General features: G+C 65.6%; 13 protein-coding genes. 5 read left to right on the forward strand and 8 right to left on the reverse strand.

What is annotated here, in order from left to right; all coding sequences use genetic code 11:
- On the reverse strand, nt 1-207 hold a 207-nt coding region (locus AUL31_RS04660; protein WP_244489317.1), incomplete at its 3' end, for a glutamate--tRNA ligase family protein.
- A 171-nt stretch (nt 208-378) separates the two neighbouring features.
- On the opposite strand from AUL31_RS04660, the gene AUL31_RS04665 reads away from it, so the two are divergent.
- Complete coding sequence (locus AUL31_RS04665; RefSeq protein ID WP_060602108.1) at nt 379-2568, forward strand: ComEC/Rec2 family competence protein; 2190 nt, start codon at nt 379-381, stop codon at nt 2566-2568.
- Here the strand turns inward: AUL31_RS04665 and lexA are convergent.
- The 6 genes from lexA to AUL31_RS04695 form a co-directional block, all read right to left on the reverse strand.
- Complete coding sequence (lexA, locus tag AUL31_RS04670) at nt 2510-3238, reverse strand: transcriptional repressor LexA (protein ID WP_060602111.1); 729 nt, start codon at nt 3236-3238, stop codon at nt 2510-2512. The genes AUL31_RS04665 and lexA overlap by 59 nt on opposite strands.
- 82 nt (nt 3239-3320) lie before the next feature.
- Nucleotides 3321-4520, reverse strand: a complete 1200-nt coding sequence (locus AUL31_RS04675; protein ID WP_060602115.1) for a molybdopterin molybdotransferase MoeA — start codon at nt 4518-4520, stop codon at nt 3321-3323.
- A 5-nt stretch (nt 4521-4525) separates the two neighbouring features.
- Nucleotides 4526-5020 (reverse strand): cyclic pyranopterin monophosphate synthase MoaC, encoded by a 495-nt coding sequence (gene moaC / locus AUL31_RS04680; RefSeq protein ID WP_060602118.1) that lies wholly within the window; start codon nt 5018-5020, stop codon nt 4526-4528.
- Nucleotides 5017-5829 carry an indole-3-glycerol phosphate synthase TrpC gene (gene trpC, locus AUL31_RS04685; RefSeq protein ID WP_060602120.1) on the reverse strand — a complete coding sequence of 271 codons (813 nt, stop codon included), beginning with the start codon at nt 5827-5829 and terminating at the stop codon, nt 5017-5019. The genes moaC and trpC overlap by 4 nt, the downstream gene beginning before the upstream one ends.
- Nucleotides 5826-6860 carry an anthranilate phosphoribosyltransferase gene (trpD, locus tag AUL31_RS04690; protein ID WP_060602123.1) on the reverse strand — a complete coding sequence of 345 codons (1035 nt, stop codon included), beginning with the start codon at nt 6858-6860 and terminating at the stop codon, nt 5826-5828. The genes trpC and trpD overlap by 4 nt, the downstream gene beginning before the upstream one ends.
- Nucleotides 6857-8749, reverse strand: a complete 1893-nt coding sequence (locus tag AUL31_RS04695; RefSeq protein ID WP_060602128.1) for a peptidyl-prolyl cis-trans isomerase — start codon at nt 8747-8749, stop codon at nt 6857-6859. The genes trpD and AUL31_RS04695 overlap by 4 nt, the downstream gene beginning before the upstream one ends.
- A gap of 148 nt (nt 8750-8897) precedes the next feature.
- On the opposite strand from AUL31_RS04695, the gene tpiA reads away from it, so the two are divergent.
- From tpiA to kdsA, 4 genes are all read left to right on the forward strand, one after another.
- Entirely contained in the window at nt 8898-9656 is a 759-nt protein-coding gene (tpiA, locus tag AUL31_RS04700) for a triose-phosphate isomerase (protein ID WP_060602131.1), read from the forward strand.
- Between the two features lie 86 nt (nt 9657-9742).
- Entirely contained in the window at nt 9743-10288 is a 546-nt protein-coding gene (gene secG / locus AUL31_RS04705) for a preprotein translocase subunit SecG (RefSeq protein WP_060602134.1), read from the forward strand.
- 111 nt (nt 10289-10399) lie between these two features.
- Nucleotides 10400-12028 carry a CTP synthase gene (locus AUL31_RS04710; protein ID WP_060602137.1) on the forward strand — a complete coding sequence of 543 codons (1629 nt, stop codon included), beginning with the start codon at nt 10400-10402 and terminating at the stop codon, nt 12026-12028.
- Between the two features lie 24 nt (nt 12029-12052).
- A complete protein-coding gene (gene kdsA / locus AUL31_RS04715; RefSeq protein ID WP_060602140.1) occupies nt 12053-12886 on the forward strand; it encodes a 3-deoxy-8-phosphooctulonate synthase in 834 nt (277 codons plus the stop codon).
- A gap of 42 nt (nt 12887-12928) precedes the next feature.
- Here the strand turns inward: kdsA and AUL31_RS04720 are convergent, their stop codons facing one another.
- Nucleotides 12929-16096 carry an Ig-like domain-containing protein gene (locus tag AUL31_RS04720; RefSeq protein ID WP_060602143.1) on the reverse strand — a complete coding sequence of 1056 codons (3168 nt, stop codon included), beginning with the start codon at nt 16094-16096 and terminating at the stop codon, nt 12929-12931.
- Nucleotides 16097-16224: the final 128 nt, after the last annotated feature.

The following is a 16224-nucleotide window of genomic DNA, read 5'->3' on the forward strand; positions in this document are numbered from 1 at the left end:
GTCGAGACCCAGCCACGACAACCCGTCGATGATGGCCGTCACCGCCGCATCGGTGGAGCGCTCGCGATCCGTATCCTCGATGCGCAGCAGCATCTTGCCGCCGTGATGACGGGCATAAAGCCAATTGAACAGCGCCGTCCGGGCTCCGCCGATATGAAGATATCCGGTGGGCGAGGGCGCGAAGCGGGTGACCACGGTCTCGGTCATGAAAACTCCAGTTGTCTTTAACGGCCGGTTTGCGCGCTCAAAAGGCGCAAGCTTTGGATAACGCGACGCTCGGAGGCCAATTCGGGCCGCAGCAATCCGTGCCGTTCATGCCGCTGTGTATCATAGGAGAGAGGCCAGGCAAGCAGCCTGTTGCAGGGGATGATCCGGAGAATGAGTCGACTGCGTTCCGCATTCGAGCGCGAGGCATCGGCACGCAGCCACATCCATTTCGTTTCGCCGGGTCTCATCCTTGCCATCGCGCTCTTCTATGCGGCCGGCCTGCGGATCCCTCCGCCTTACTGCGTGGCCATTCTGGTCGCCTCTCTCGTGGCTCTATATGCCGCAAACGAGGCGCCGCCGCTGGCCCGCTGCGTCCTGAGGGCAATGCTGGCGCTGGCGTGTACGCTCGCCGCCGGCCAGCTTCTGTGCCACGTGGAACTTGCACGGACGCAGACGACGATCCTGTCGGGTGGCGCCACCGTTTCGGTAACGGGGCGCGTCGCGATGCGCGAAGCCGACGAGAACGGCAAGATGCGCTACATCGTGGATCTGGAGGAAACGGAAAGGCCGGTCTTGTCGCGGCCGCCCCAGCGCATGCGCATCGCCGTTTCCAGCCGCCACGAGCCCATTCCCATCGGCGGCATCTATCGCGGCCTGGTGCGCCTGGGGCCGCCCAGCGGGCCGGCCTTCCCGGATGGATATGATTTTGCCTTCGGCGCCTTCTTCGACGGTGTGGGCGCCTACGGTTTCTCGCTGGGCCCGCCCGAGTCCATCCCGTATCAGACGCCGTCGTCGCTATCGGAGCGTTTCGCCGAATGGCTGATCGGCCTGCGTGTCGACATGTCCCGCAGGATCAGGGCGGTCCTGCCGGGCGCGGAGGGGGCGGTGGCCGCCGCGCTGATATCGGGTGAGCGCACGGGCATCCCCGACGAGATCGACGAGATTTTCCGCATCACCGGCCTGTCGCATGTGCTGTCCATTTCGGGCTTTCACATGGTGCTTGTGGCGGGTTTCGTCATGGCGGCCGTGCGCAGCCTGCTGGTGCTGCTACCGCCGATCCTGTCGCCGGTTTCGCCGCGCAAGGCAGGTGCCGTTGCGGCCCTGATGGCCACGACGGGCTATATGGCAATTGCAGGGCCCAACGTCGCGACCGAGCGCTCCTACATCATGATCGCGATCATGCTGGTTGCCGTCCTGATGGAGAAACCCGCGCTGACGCTGCGCAATGTCACCCTTGCCGCCATCGCCGTCCTGACGATCGCGCCCCACGCTGCCCTGACGGCCAGTTTCCAGATGTCCTTTGCCGCAACCGCCGCCCTGGTGGGTCTTGCCGCTGTCCTGACGCGGCGGTGGCAGACGCCACCCGGCGAAGAGAAGGGCCTGCGCCCCTTCGCGTGGCTTGCCGTCGCCTGTATCGCATCGGCAGTGGCCGGGGCAGCGACCGCCCCTTACGGCCTCTATCATTTTCAGAGGCTGGCGCCGTACGGCATCCTGGCCAACGTGGCGACGATGCCCTTGTTCAGCTTCTGGGTCATGCCGGCGGCGCTTGCCGCGGCTCTTGCGATGCCGTTCGGCCTCGACGCGCCTTTTCTGCACGTGATGGGATGGGGCTTGTCCGTGGTTTTCATGGTGACGCGCTATCTGGCCGAGACCTTCCCCGATCAGGGCGGCATGGCCTTGCCGGCACCCTCGCTTATTGCCCTGTCGCTTGCACTGTTTATGGCGTGCTTTCTGGCCAGCGCGCTGCGTTGGCTGGCACTGCCGGCAGCAGTCTTGGGCGGCGTTCTTGCAATGGGTGGGGCACTGCCGCCGGATATCCTGATCTACGAGGATGGCACGAAAGTCGCGCTGGTCGATGCCGGGCACATTTCCTATCTGGGGAAGCGCCCGGGCCGCTTTATCGCGAACCAGTGGGAAAGGCGTTTCGGCCCGCCTGGCGCGGATGGCCCGCTGCCCTGCGAACCGCCCGCCTGCCAGCTTGCCACCGCATCCGGTATCCGCCTGGCGTGGACGGACTCCCTGGAGGAAACGGACAGGCTTTGCGCCGAGGCAGACCTTGTGATCGTGGCGCGGGCGCTTCGCCGCAACCGATGTTCAAATAGAGGCGCAACGCTGGTCACGTTGCGCAGCCTGCGCCGGACCGGCTCCCTTGCCATATCCCGCGGTGATGGGGGGAGGCTGGTGGTGACGCCGTCCATCCCGGCTGACCCGCCGGAATGGAACGTGCACCGCAAGGCGGCATGGCCGGAATACTGGAAGAAGGACGGCGAAGCCAAGACCGGCGGTATGCCGAAAGAAACCGTCAGTAGCGCCGTATCAGGCCCACCAGCCGCCCCTGCACCTGAACCCGATCCGAATTGAATATCCGGGTTTCGTAGGCGGGGTTTGCTGCCTCCAGTGCGATTGCGGTGCCCTTGCGGCGGAACCGCTTCAGGGTCGCTTCCTCGTCGTCCACCAGCGCGACGACGATATCGCCCGGCGTTGCCGTATCCACCCGGCGGATCACGACCGTATCCCCATCCAGAATCCCGGCTTCCACCATCGAGTCGCCGGAAACCTCCAGCGCATAATGCTCGCCGGGGCCAATCATGTCCGGTGGCAGCGTCAGGCTATGGGTGTTGTTCTGGATGGCGGATATGGGCACACCCGCCGCGATGCGGCCCATGACGGGAATGCTGATACCGGCATCGGCATCGTTTGCCGCAGGGGCTACCCGGCGGCGCGCCGCCAGGCCCGATGCGGCAGACTGTTCGGCCAGGGAGACGACGTTGGACGGCGTGGGGGCAGAGGCTGCACCCCGGCCGCTGCGTGCCATCGACTCGGGTAGCTTGACGACCTCCAGCGCCCGCGCCCGGTTGGGCAGGCGGCGGATGAACCCACGCTCCTCCAGCGCGGTGATCAGGCGGTGGATGCCGGACTTCGACCGCAGGTCGAGCGCGTCCTTCATCTCGTCGAAGGAAGGCGGAACGCCGGCGGAATGCAGCCTCTCGTGAATGAACATCAAGAGATCATGCTGTTTGCGCGTTAGCACGTGCCGCCCCCGGAATCGATGAAAAACAAAACCAGAACAAACCTAGCTGTTCCAGTTGTGTTCTGCAAGCGTTCATGGCGCCCTAATCGAGGGGGATGAACAGACAGTCCTGTCCGGCTTCCGCGGCGGGTGCGGCAACGGGGCGATACAGAAGTGCATCGGCAAGCGCGTAGATGGACAGAAGGGACGAATCCTGCCGTGGCAAGGCTTCCACCTGCGGTGCGCCCTCTGGCGGGTAATGCAGGCGGGCACGCACGAAGTCGGCGCGCTCACCGCCTTGTGGCATTGCCGCAGACAGGACGCCGCGCTGGAGGCCCAAACCCGCGCCAAGCCCCGCAAGACGGCGGACAAGGGGGCGCAGGAACAGTGTTGCGGCCACCATGGTCGATGCCGGGTTGCCCGGCAGCCCGATAACCCGCAGCGCGCCCTTGCGGCCCGCCATGACGGGCTTTCCGGGGCGCATGGCCACCTTCCAGAAATCCAGCTCGACGCCGCGCGCCTGCAGGGCCGGGGCTACGAGGTCGCGGTCGCCGACCGAGGCGCCGCCGATGGTGACGATGACATCCGCGCGCGCATCCTCTGCTTCCGCAAGCCGAGCCTCCAGCACGGCCAGGTCGTCCGGCGCTATGCCAAGGTCCAGCACGTCGCCTCCATGGGCTTCCACCATCGCGGCAAGGCCGAACCCGTTGGAGGCTACGATCTGGTCGGGGCCGGTGCTTTCGCCTGGCATCACCAGTTCGTCGCCGGTGGCCAGAATGGCAACGCGCGGCCGGCGCCGGACGGGAAGTTGCGGGTGGCCGGCGCTGGCGGCAAGCGCAACGTGGCCAGCGCGCAAGTGCAGACCCGCCTGCAGCAGCACGGCCCCGTGCGCAAAGTCGAGGCCGGCTTTTCTGATATGGCGTGCCGGTTCCGCCGCGACATCGACACGCAACGTATCCGGCGCTTCGAGCGTCGCGTTTTCCTGAATCAGTACCGTGTCCGCGCCTGCGGGCAGGGGCGCCCCGGTAAAGATGCGCACCGCGGCTCCCGGCTCGACGGTGCCGGCGAATGCCGCGCCTGCGGCCGAAATGCCGGTAACCTTAAGGACCGCGCCCTTGGAGGCATCGGCGGCCCGCACGGCGTAGCCATCCATCGCGGAAGCGTCGAATGGCGGCTGCGTCCGCAGGGCGGAGATATCGTCGGCAAGCACACGGCCCGCAGCGGCGCGCAGCGCGACGGTTTCCGTTTCCAAGACGGGGCCAACCCCGTGCAGAAGCCGGGAGAGGGCTTCCTCTACCGGCATCAGGCTCAAGACGGTGATCCTTCTGCCCGCCAGTCGCCCGAGCTGCCGCCCGACTTGGTCAGAAGGCGGATATTGGAAATGGCCATGTCCCGGTCGACACCCTTGGCCATGTCGTAGATGGTCAGGCAGGCCACGGACACCGCCGTGAGCGCCTCCATCTCCACCCCGGTCGGGCCCGAGACGCGCGCCATGGCCGTAACGCGCAGGCCGGGCAGGGCTGGTTCGGGCGCAATGTCCACCGACACCTTGTCGAGCATCAGCGGGTGGCACAACGGAATGAGCTCGCTGGTCTTCTTGGCGCCCATGATACCGGCGATCCGCGCTATGGCGACGACGTCGCCCTTGCGCACGGCATTGTCCACGATGAGCGCCAGCGTCTCCGGGCGCATCAGGACAAGCCCTTCGGCCATGGCCTCGCGCCGCGTGGCCGGCTTGTCGCCGACATCCACCATGCTGGCGGCACCCGTGGCGTCGAGATGGGTGAGGGTGCCTGCCGTCAAACCGCCTCTCCATGGATCTGCAGGCCCAGAAGGCGGCGCGTGGCGGCGGTAACGTCGTCCTGCCTCATCAGGCTTTCCCCGACCAGGAAGGAAAGGATGCCCGATTTTGCCAGGCGCTCGCAGTCGGCATGGGTGAAGATGCCGCTTTCCCCGACGAGGATGCGCTCTTCGGGCACCATAGGGGCAAGACGCTCGGCCACGGCGAGGTCTGTTTCGAAAGTCCTGAGATTGCGGTTGTTGATCCCGACGAGAGGCGAACGCAGCTTGAGGGCGCGCTCCATCTCGGTCTCGTCATGCACCTCGATCAGGCAGTCCATGCCATGATGGATCGCCGCATCCTCGATCTCGGCGGCTTTGGCGTCGTCCAGGCTGGCCATGATGATCAGGATCGCGTCCGCGCCCCAGGCGCGTGCTTCCGCCACCTGATAGGTATCGAACATGAAATCCTTGCGCAGGGCGGGCAGGTGCGTTGCCTCCCGCGCCGCCGTCAGGAAGGACGGCGCCCCCTGGAAACTCGGCCCGTCGGTCAGGACGCTGAGGCAGGCGGCACCGCCGGCCTGGTAGGCCTCTGCCAGAAGCGCCGGCTCGAAATCGGGCCGGATCACCCCCCTGGACGGGCTTGCCTTCTTGATTTCGGCGATCAGCCCGTAATGGCCCGACGCCTGTTTGCGGGCCAGGGCATCGGCAAAGCCGCGCGGCGCCGACTGGGCGCGGGCACGGGCTTCCAGTTCACCGAGCGAGACCTTGGCCTTCGCGGCTGCGATCTCTTCCAGCTTGTAGGCTTCGATCTTCGCCAGAATGTCGCTCATGCGATGGTCTTCCTCATGTCGCGCGTGGTCGCCACCAGCGTATCTAGGCTATGGAGCGCGGAGCCGTCGTCGATGGCGCGGGCCGCCTGCACAAGGCCTTCGCCGATTTCGTCTGTCCGGCCGGCGACGCAAAGGGCAGCCGCCGCATTCAACAGAACGATATCGCGGTAGGCCCCGGCCTCGCCCTCGAGCACCCGCCGAAGGGCGACTGCATTGGCCGCGCCGTCGCCGCCGCGTATCTCGTCCAACTGCCGGCGTTTCAGGCCGAACTCCTCCGGCGTGATGGTAAAGCTGCTGATCGCACCATCGCGGAGCACGGCGATCTCCGTCGACCCGCAGACGGTGATCTCGTCCAGCCCGTCGCCATGCACGACGAAGGCCCGTTCCGTGCCAAGGGCGGCAAGACTTTCGGCCAAAGGGAGCAGCCATTGCGGATCGTAGACGCCCAGCAGCATGCGGCGCACGCCCGCAGGGTTGGCCAGCGGACCCAGCATGTTGAAGATGGTGCGGGTGCCAAGCTCGACCCGGCTTGGACCCACGAAGCGCATGGCCGAGTGGTGCGTCGGCGCAAACATGAAGCCGATGCCGGCCTTGGCGATCACGGGGCCGATGGCTTCCGGCGGCAGGTCCACATCGACGCCCAGCGCCGCCAGCACGTCGGCCGCGCCGGATTTGGACGAAAGGGCGCGGTTGCCGTGCTTGGCGACGGTGACGCCGCAGCCGGCCACGACGAACGCCGTGCAGGTAGAAATGTTGAGCGTGCCCGCATGGTCGCCGCCGGTGCCGACGATATCCACGGCATCCGCATCAACGCCGTCGACGCGCGCCATATGCGCGCGCAGAACGTCGACCGCACCGGCGATCTCGTCCACCGCCTCGCCGCGGACGCGCAGCGCCATAAGAAAGCCGCCGATCTGCGAGGGCGTCGCATCCCCCGACATCAGCACCGAAAAGGCTGCGCGGGCCTCCTCGCGCGTCAGCACCTGACGGTCTGCAACCTTGGCAAGAAGCGGCTTCAGCCCGGCTGTCACTGCAGCACCCCACGGACCTGGTCCATCGCCTGCTGATGGTATTCCACCGGAATGTCGCGCTGCAGGCGCGCCACGAAGCCTTGCAGCAGGTCGTTGTCGGCCATGTCGTTCATCTGGTCCACAAGCCCGGCCTGCACGCTTGCACGCGGGTCCGCCGGCAGGGATGTCTCCGTCACCTGCAGAACCATCCAGCTCCCGTCCGTGGATGCCGGGGCATCCGCTACGTGGCCCTGCGGCCCTTCGAATGCCGCCATCGTGGCCGGCTGGCCGATCTGCGAGGGGCCGCTGGCGCGCGTCAGCCCGGATGTCGTCTGGACCGAAAGCCCAGCCTCGGCGGCGATGTCGGCAAGGCTGGTTCCGGCCCTGGCGCGTTCCACCATCGCCTTGGCGCGCTCTTCCTGGAGACGGTCGCCCTCGTCGGTCTTCCAGTCCGCGACGACGCGGTCACGGACCTCGTCCAGCGGCCGCTCTTGTGCTTCCTGGATGTCCGTCAGGTCGAAGAAGACATAGGAGCCCGTCGCGAAATTGACCGGCTCTGCCGCCGTTCCGGGCTGGGCCAGGAACAAGGCGGTCAAGAGGTCGCTGCCGCCGACAAGGTTCTCGATTTCCTGTCCGTCGGCGTTGCGGCCCTTCTGGTCGATGCCCTGAACGGAGGTCAGCTCAAGGCCGGCGGCTTCCGCAGCCTCGGCAAGCGTGGCACCCGAGCCGAGCGAATCCTGGATGGCGGTGTAGGCTTCCGTGGCGCGGGCATTGGCGCGCACCGCGGCAAGCTGCTGACGGATCTCGTCGCGCACGGCATCGAGGCTCCGCACCTCGGCCGGCTGGATTTCGGTGACCTGCACGATGACGGGCCCGAACAGCCCTTCCACGACGCCGCTCGGCTGGTTCGGCTGCAGCCCGAAAGCGGCATCACGCACCACCGTATCGGGGATCTGGTCGGCCGTGCGCAGCCCCAGCTCTACGTCCGCGTCGCTGCGGCCGGCGGCGCGCGCCGCATCCGCAAAGCTCTGGCCGCCGGCCATCGCCGCCGCCGCCGCGTCTGCCGCTGCCCGGTCGGGGAAGACGATCTGCTGCACGCGGCGCCGTTCCGGCGTGGTGAAGTCTGCGATGTTGCCGGTGTACTCGGCTTCGATCTCGTCCTCGGTGATGGATGCCGGGTCGAAGAGCTGCTCGGGCACCAGCGCGACATAGGAATAGGAGCGCAGCTCGGGGATCGCGTAATCCTCGGAGGTGTCGTCGTAGAGCGCCTGGACGGCCGCGTCGTCCGGCTCGGGAATCTCGGATGCCGGGATGGGCGGAAGCGTGATCGCGGCGATGGTGCGCCGCTCGCCATTGTAGGTGCCCATCGCATCCGAGAAGGCGGCGGGCAGGGCCATGCCGCCCGTTACCGCATCCATCACCTGGATGCGGCGCGACATCTTGCGCTCTTCTGCGGCGTACTGCTCTTCGGTCAGGTTGGCGCGCTGCAGGACCAGCCTTGCGGTGTTGGCCGAGTAGTTGCCCGACGAATCGCGGAAGGCGGGTTCGTTGGCGATACGGCGCGCAAGGCCTTCGTCCGACAGGGAAAGGCCAAGCCGACGGGCTTCCTCGTCCAGAAGGGCGACGCTGGTCAACTGCGACAAGACCTGCTGGTCGATGTTCAGGGCTGCCTGCTCCTCCGGCGTCGGACGGCGCTGTAGCTGCGTGCTGACGCGGTTGATCGCCTGGCCGTAGGCCTGCTGATACTCGCGGGTGGAGACATCGGTGCCACCGGCCGAGATGACCGTGTTGGGGCTGCCTGCCATGTTGAAGCCGTCCGCGATGCCCCAGACGACGAAGCTGAGCACCAGAAGGCCCAACAGAAGCTTGGCGGTGAAACCGCCCACACCCTTCCGCATCTGGTTCATCATTGGACGGCGTTCTCCTGTTCCGTTTGCCCTCTAATAGGCCGGTTCGCCCCCTAATAGGAAGGAGTGGCCGGCCCGTGCAAGCCGCATGGTTTGATTTTGCGCCACGCTGCGGCTATCCGGACGGTCGACACAGGAGGGGAGAGCAGGAATGTCCGCACGCAAGCTGATCGCCGGCAACTGGAAGATGAACGGGCTGACGGCCAGTCTGGAAGAGCTGCGCGCCATGCGCGACGCCGTCGCCGGCGGACATCTCTCTCATGTCGATCTTTTGATCTGCCCGCCCGCCACGCTCGTCGCCGCCGCCGCCCAGACCGTGGGCGATGCCTTTCCGGTTGGCGGGCAGGATTGCCACGAGCGCCAGGAGGGCGCCTTCACCGGAAACATTTCCGCAGCGATGCTGGCGGATGCCGGGGCCACCCACGTCATCGTCGGCCATTCGGAGCGCCGCACCTTGCACGGCGAAACGGATGATATTGTCCGGGCCAAGGCGGAGGCCGCGCGTGCGGCGGGCCTGACGGCCGTCATCTGCATCGGCGAGACCGAAAGCGAGCGGGAGACCGGGCAAACGCTGGACGTGCTGGGCCGCCAGCTTGCCGGCTCGGTGCCGGACGGCGCGACGGCGGACACGGTCATCGTCGCCTACGAGCCGGTCTGGGCCATCGGCACCGGCAGGACGCCCACCGTGGATGATGTGGCAGAGGCGCATGGCTTCATGCGCGCCCGCCTTTCCGAGCGGTTCGGAGATGCCGGCCGCGCCATGCGGCTTCTGTACGGCGGTTCGGTGAAGCCGGGCAATTGCGCCACGCTTCTTGCCGTCGACAATGTCGATGGCGCGCTGGTCGGCGGCGCCAGCTTGAAATCGGCCGATATCGTCGCGATATGCGACGGCGTGCGGACGCTGGCTTAAGCGTTGCCCTAAAACGATTGGCATTTTCGGCCCCGTCCTATAAGACACGCCGCAATTCCGAAGATGAAAGCCGCAGACACACGCCCATGCAAACCGTTCTGATCGTCATTCACCTGCTCGTCGTTCTGGCGCTGGTCGTCGTGGTCCTGCTCCAGCGGTCCGAGGGGGGCGCGCTCGGCATGGGCGGTGGTGGCGGCGGCGGCCTGATGACGGCGCGCGGCGCGGCCAACGCCCTGACGCGGACAACGGCGATTCTTGCGGCCTGCTTTTTCGTGACATCGCTGGCACTGGCGATTCTCGCCCGCTACGGCGGCACGCCCACCAATGTCTTCGACCGTGTGCCGGCCGGGCAGAGCGTGCCCGGCGCGGTAGAGGGCGAGGGCGGATCGCTGCTCGATCAGCTCGGCGGTCTGCCGGACCAGCAGCCGGGCGAGGCGCCCGCCGCGGCACCCGCCGAGCCCCAGACGGGCGTGCCCTTCGGCGCAACGCCGTCTGCTCCGGCCCAGCAGGTGCCGGCCAATCCTGCGCCGCAAGCGCCCAATGCATCGGACGCGCCGACCGTGCCGCCGGTGGAGCAGCCTGCCCCCGGCGCAACGCCGCAGGATGCAGCCCCGCAGGGCCAGGCCCAGTAACGGGCAGACATCTGCAAGACATGCCAGGCGGGGCGCTCATCGCGCCCCGTTTCCATTGAGCCGGAAATTTCTTCTGGCGTATTTTCCTGTGAGCGGTTATCGAGAAGGCCCATGGCGCGATATATATTCATCACCGGCGGCGTGGTTTCCTCCCTTGGCAAAGGCATAGCCTCATCGGCACTGGGCGCATTGCTCCAGGCCAGGGGATACCGTGTGCGGCTTCGTAAGCTCGACCCCTACCTGAACGTCGATCCGGGCACGATGAGCCCGACCCAGCACGGCGAGGTCTTCGTGACCGACGATGGTGCCGAGACCGATCTGGACCTTGGCCATTACGAGCGGTTCACCGGCCGCCCGGCGACCAAGATGGACAACATCACCACCGGTCGGATCTACAAGGAGATCATCGCCAAGGAACGCCGTGGCGATTATCTGGGCGCTACCGTACAGGTGATTCCGCATGTGACGGACGCCATCAAGGCCTTCGTGCTGGACGGCAACGAGGATGTGGACTTCGTGCTGGTGGAAATCGGCGGCACGGTCGGCGATATCGAGGCACTGCCCTTCTTCGAGGCGATCCGCCAGCTCGGCAACGAGCTTCCGCGCGGCGGCGCCGTGTACATCCATTTGACGCTGATGCCCTACATTCCGAGCGCCGGGGAATTGAAGACCAAGCCCACCCAGCACTCCGTCAAGGAATTGCGGTCCATCGGCATTCAGCCCGATATCCTGCTGGTACGGGCCGACAGGCCCATCCCCAGCGAAGAGCGCCGCAAGATGAGCCTGTTCTGCAACGTGCGGGAATCCGCCGTTATCCAGGCCCTGGATGTCGCGACGATCTACGATGTGCCCATCGCCTATCACAAGGAAGGGCTGGACACCGAGGTTCTGGCCGCCTTCGGAATCGATCCGGCGCCCGCACCCAAGCTCGAGCGCTGGCACCAGGTCGTCAACGGAATCCGCAGTCCGGAAGGCGAAGTCACCATCGCCATCGTGGGCAAATATACGGGCCTGAAGGACGCCTACAAATCCCTGATCGAGGCTTTGCAGCATGGCGGCATCTCGAACCGGGTGCGCGTCAAGCTCGACTGGATCGAGTCCGAGATCTTCGAAAAGGAAGACCCGACCCCCTATCTCGACCGGGTCAGCGGCATTCTCGTGCCGGGCGGCTTCGGCGAGCGCGGATCGGAAGGCAAGATCCTGGCCGCGCGTTTCGCACGTGAGCACAAGGTGCCTTATTTCGGCATCTGCTTCGGCATGCAGATGGCAGTCATCGAGGCGGCCCGCTCGCTTGCCGGTGTCGAGAATGCCGGGTCCACCGAGTTCGGGCCGGCAGCCGAGCCGGTCGTGGGCATCATGACCGAATGGTTGAAGGGCAACGAGCTGGAAACGCGCGCTTCGCAGGGCGATCTTGGAGGCACGATGCGTCTCGGCGCCTATACCGCTTCGCTGAAGCCGGGATCGCGCATCGCAGACATCTACGGAACGACCGAGATCAGCGAGCGGCATCGCCATCGCTACGAGGTCAACCGTGCCTACCGCGAGCGGCTGGAACAGGCCGGCATGGATTTCAGCGGAATGTCGCCCGATGGGCTTCTGCCGGAAACGGTCGAACTTCAGGATCATCCCTGGTTTATCGGCGTGCAGTATCATCCCGAATTGAAGTCCCGGCCTTTCGAGCCGCATCCGCTGTTTGCATCCTTCGTGCAGGCGGCGGTGGAGCGGTCGCGCCTCGTCTGACGCCAGAGTTGGAGATATCCTGCCATGTCGAACGCCAATGAAACGGTGACGCTGCGCCAGGTTTCCTTTTCGCAGAAACTGCCTTTTGCCCTGATCGCGGGCCCGTGCCAGATGGAAAGCCGCGATCATGCGATGATGATCGCAGAGCGCATGGTACGCCTGACGTCGGATCTCGGCATCGGCTATGTCTTCAAGGCCAGTTTCGACAAGGCCAACCGCACCAGCCTGTCCGGCCGGCGGGGCATCGGGCTGGCCGAAGCGCTACCCGTCTTCGAAGAGGTTTCGCGCCAGTTCGACATCCCGGTGCTGACCGACGTGCACACCGAGGCCCAGTGCGCCGAAGTGGGAGCCGTCTGCGACGTTCTGCAGATACCGGCCTTCCTGTGCCGTCAGACCGACCTTCTGATCGCCGCTGCCAGAACCGGCCGCGTCGTGAACATCAAGAAGGGGCAGTTCCTTGCGCCGTGGGACATGCGCAACGTTGCCGCCAAGGTAACCGAGAGCGGCAACCCGAACGTGTTGTTGACGGAACGGGGCGCATCCTTCGGCTACAATACGCTGGTGTCGGATTTCCGTGCGCTGCCGATCATGGCCGAGACCGGCTCCCCGGTCGTGTTCGATGCCACCCATTCGGTTCAGCAGCCGGGCGGGCAGGGCGCTTCCTCGGGCGGCGAGCGCCGCTTTGTAGAGACGCTCGCGCGCGCCGCGGTGGCGGTGGGCGTTGCCGGGCTGTTCATCGAAACGCATGAAGACCCCGACAATGCGCCATCCGACGGGCCGAACATGGTTCCGCTGGATCGGATGGAAGGCATGTTGAAGCGCCTGCGCGATATCGATGGGCTGACCAAATCCATCTGAAGAAGCGACCGGGCAGTATCCTGCCCGATCGCCCGCCTGTGGCTAGACGATTGGATGTTCCAGGTAGATCGCCGCGTAGGCATCCAGCCCCAAATAGGCTGTGTACGTGGTTCCGCCCCATGTCACGGTACCGGCGGAATACCAATCGGCCTGATCGCTCAGGATGACGTGATCGGCGGCATCCGATTTCACGATCATCTGGTGCCTGGGCACCGACCCACCGAAGCCCGCCCCGTTGCTGTCGTTGAAGATGTTGCTTCCGGCCAGATCCAGCACATCGTGGATCGAGAGCGTCAGCGTGTTATCGCCGCTTCCGGTGATGTCGACGATCTCGATGGACGATAGCCTGTCCAGGCCGTCCACCGCCGTCCCGGCACTGCGGTTTGTGATGCTGCCGAGATTGAGATTCAATCCGCTGCCCGTCAGCTTCAGCGTATCGATGCCGCTACCGCCGTCGATATGCGCCAATCGTGCCGTGTTGCCGCCGTTTCCGAAGCTGGAGGCCAGCGCGGTGATGACCGCCTGATCCGCAATCTCGAACGTGTCGTTTCCGGCGCCGCCGTAGGCCACACTGGCGGCGGACAGCCGGATGACGTCGTTGCCTTCGCCGCCGGCGAGGCTTTTGACCACGCCACCGTCGCTCATGGTGTCTGCGCCGCTGCCGCCGACCTGATCGAAGAAGGTTTGGCCGAACCCGCCCGATGTGGAGCCGAACAGGATATAGGCGGCGCCGACCCCGCTCGACGTTGCGGGTGCGCCGACGATCAGATCGGTCAGGCCGTCGCCATTGATGTCGCCGGCGGGTGCGATGGTCATGTCGGCGCCGGTGCCGGACAGGCCGGCCAGTGCGAAGCCATGCTGAGGGTCCAGCGACGACAGGGCCACCGCCGCGCTGCCGGTCTTGCCGAAGACGACATAGGCGCGGCCACCGCCAGCGCCGGCATAATCACTGCCGGGTGCGGTCAAGAGAATGTCCGACAGGCCGTCTCCGTTGATATCTCCGGCATAGGAAACCATGGACCCGGCTTCATCGCCGGCACTTTCGCCGTTGATGGCGAAGCCTTGTCCCGTTCCTGCCGCGATGCCTGACAATTGGATGTCGGTCGGCGCGGTACTGCCGAAGAGCACATAGGCGCGACCGGACCCATCTCCCGGGCTGCCCACCAGAATGTCGGCAATGCCGTCGCCATTGACGTCGCCGAAATGAGAGACGCTGTAGGCGAAGTTGTCTCCGGCCGATGCCCCATCGATCCGGTAGCCGGCAGTGGCGCTGATGGTCTGCAGCATCGGGTCTTTCGCAACCACGATCGTGCGGGCTGCGGAGCCTTGGTTGCCTGCCGCGTCGTTGACGGTTGCCGTAATCGCGTAGGAATTGTTCCCCGGCACCTGCCCCGACCCGTACTTGACCGTCCAGGCGCCGTTCGTGACGGTGCCTTGTTGGCTCACATCGTTCCAGATCACGGTTACGGTTGCGCCATTAACGGCGTTCGTCGTGCCGGTGATTATGACGTCGGTGGACGCTTCCGCCGCATTGACGCGATCGTCGGTCGCAATCGTGTTTATGGCAATCGTCGGCGCGACGCGGTCTACAGTCAGGCTATGGCTTGCCGAGGCCGAGTTGCCTGCCTTGTCGGTAGCGGCAGCCGTGATGCTGGATACCCCGTCGGCCGGAACATCCGCTGCGGTGAAGCTTACCGTCCAAGTCCCGTTGGAAGCGATGGTCGCTTCGCGGCTGACCCCACCCCAGGTGACCGTAACCTTGCGACCGTCTTCGATATCGCTGGATGTCCCGCTGACCACGATGGTGCCTGCATTGATATCCGCGGCATTGAGCCGGTCATCACCGCCGATCGTGCCGATGCTAAGGGATGCCGTCAGGTCGTAGGAAAGGTTGGCAAACACCATTGCCTCGTTGCCGGCTTCATCCGTTCCGCTCAGGAACACCGCGCCTCCGGAACCGGTGGGCAGTTCCGACTTGGAGAATGCCGCACTCCAGTGCCCGCTTTCGGCCGTCACAGTCTTCTTGGTGCTGCCGACGGTGATGACGATCGAGCGGCCGTTCTCGAAGTCCGTGGTTCCGGTCAGCGTGATGCCGCTGTTCAATTCCGAAGCGTTTACGACACCATCGGCGGTAGCCGGGTCGATTCCGATAGAAGCCGTGCGATCGATCGGCAGCTCATGCGCCTCGGTCTTTTCCTTTCCTGCCGCATTCTTGACGTGGACCGTAATCGAATAGTTGCCGTCCGTTGCTGGAATCTCATTCGCCGGGAAGGTGACGCTCCACTTGCCGTCGACAACGGCGACCTGTTTCTCCAATCCGGCCCACTTCACGGTGAGAATGTTTCCGTTTTCGACGCGCAGCGTCCCGCCCGACACAGTCAGGCCAGGGCCTGGAGCATCCGTCGTTCCGACGATCGCCTTGTACTCGTTGGCGTTGATCCGGTAGTCGCCGGCAATCGTCTCGACTGCGATCACCGGAGCCAGCGGATCCGTGGTCGCGGTATTGTTCGTGTTGGAGTTACTGTTCGCGGTGGAACTGCTGCTGCTTGAGCCTGAAGCTCCCGCGACGCCCGCAACGACCGCACCCACGCCCGCCAGAGCGCCGACGCCCACCGCAACGCTGGACGATCCCAAAACGGCTGCCGGCCCGGTGCTTGCGACCGCCGATCCAAGAATACCGCCCAGGGTTGTGGCCGCGGCGGGTGCGGCGCTTTCCAACGCGCCGCTCCAGGCAAGCGCCGTTGCGAACCGGTCTGCCGACAGAACGTCGAAGTGCCCGGCAAACTCCTGGGCGAGCGGTCCGAGGCCGCTTCGCGTCCCGGCCATGCCGAGCAGATCGCTGCCGTCCGCCCCTCGGGCAATGGGAGACGTTGTCCTGTCGAGGGTCAGCGTGTCCCCCTCGGGGCGTGGAATGTCGATGCTGGTGTCCGGCGCCTTGAAGAAGTCGCGTATGACGATTTCCGTGTGGTCGCCCGTCATGAGCCGAAGATGGCCGTCTTGCGTGCCGCCATCCGCGATGGCGATCACATCCGCCACCGGCTTGGCGCCCGCCGCGTCCATGCGCATCAGCTTGTAGCGTCGCCCCGCAACTGCCTGCAGCGTCTCGCGCCGACCGGGCTGGATCACGCGTTGCGATACGCCGTCGCTGAGGATGTAGGTGGGCGCGCGGGCGACGTCGGCGACCGGCGTTGTGGGTGCGGCCTTGGCCATCGAAATATCCCTGAACTGGAAACAATCGAAAGATATCCTGCATATCTAAAAGGACAATGAAAGGCGGGAACGGCGTCTTTCATCGAGATTTCATGGTTCACGCCAGTTCCAACTTGTCGTCCGAGCCA

It is taken from the genome of Aureimonas altamirensis, assembly GCF_001463885.1.
In the GTDB taxonomy this organism is placed as follows: Bacteria; Pseudomonadota; Alphaproteobacteria; order Rhizobiales; family Rhizobiaceae; genus Aureimonas; species Aureimonas altamirensis.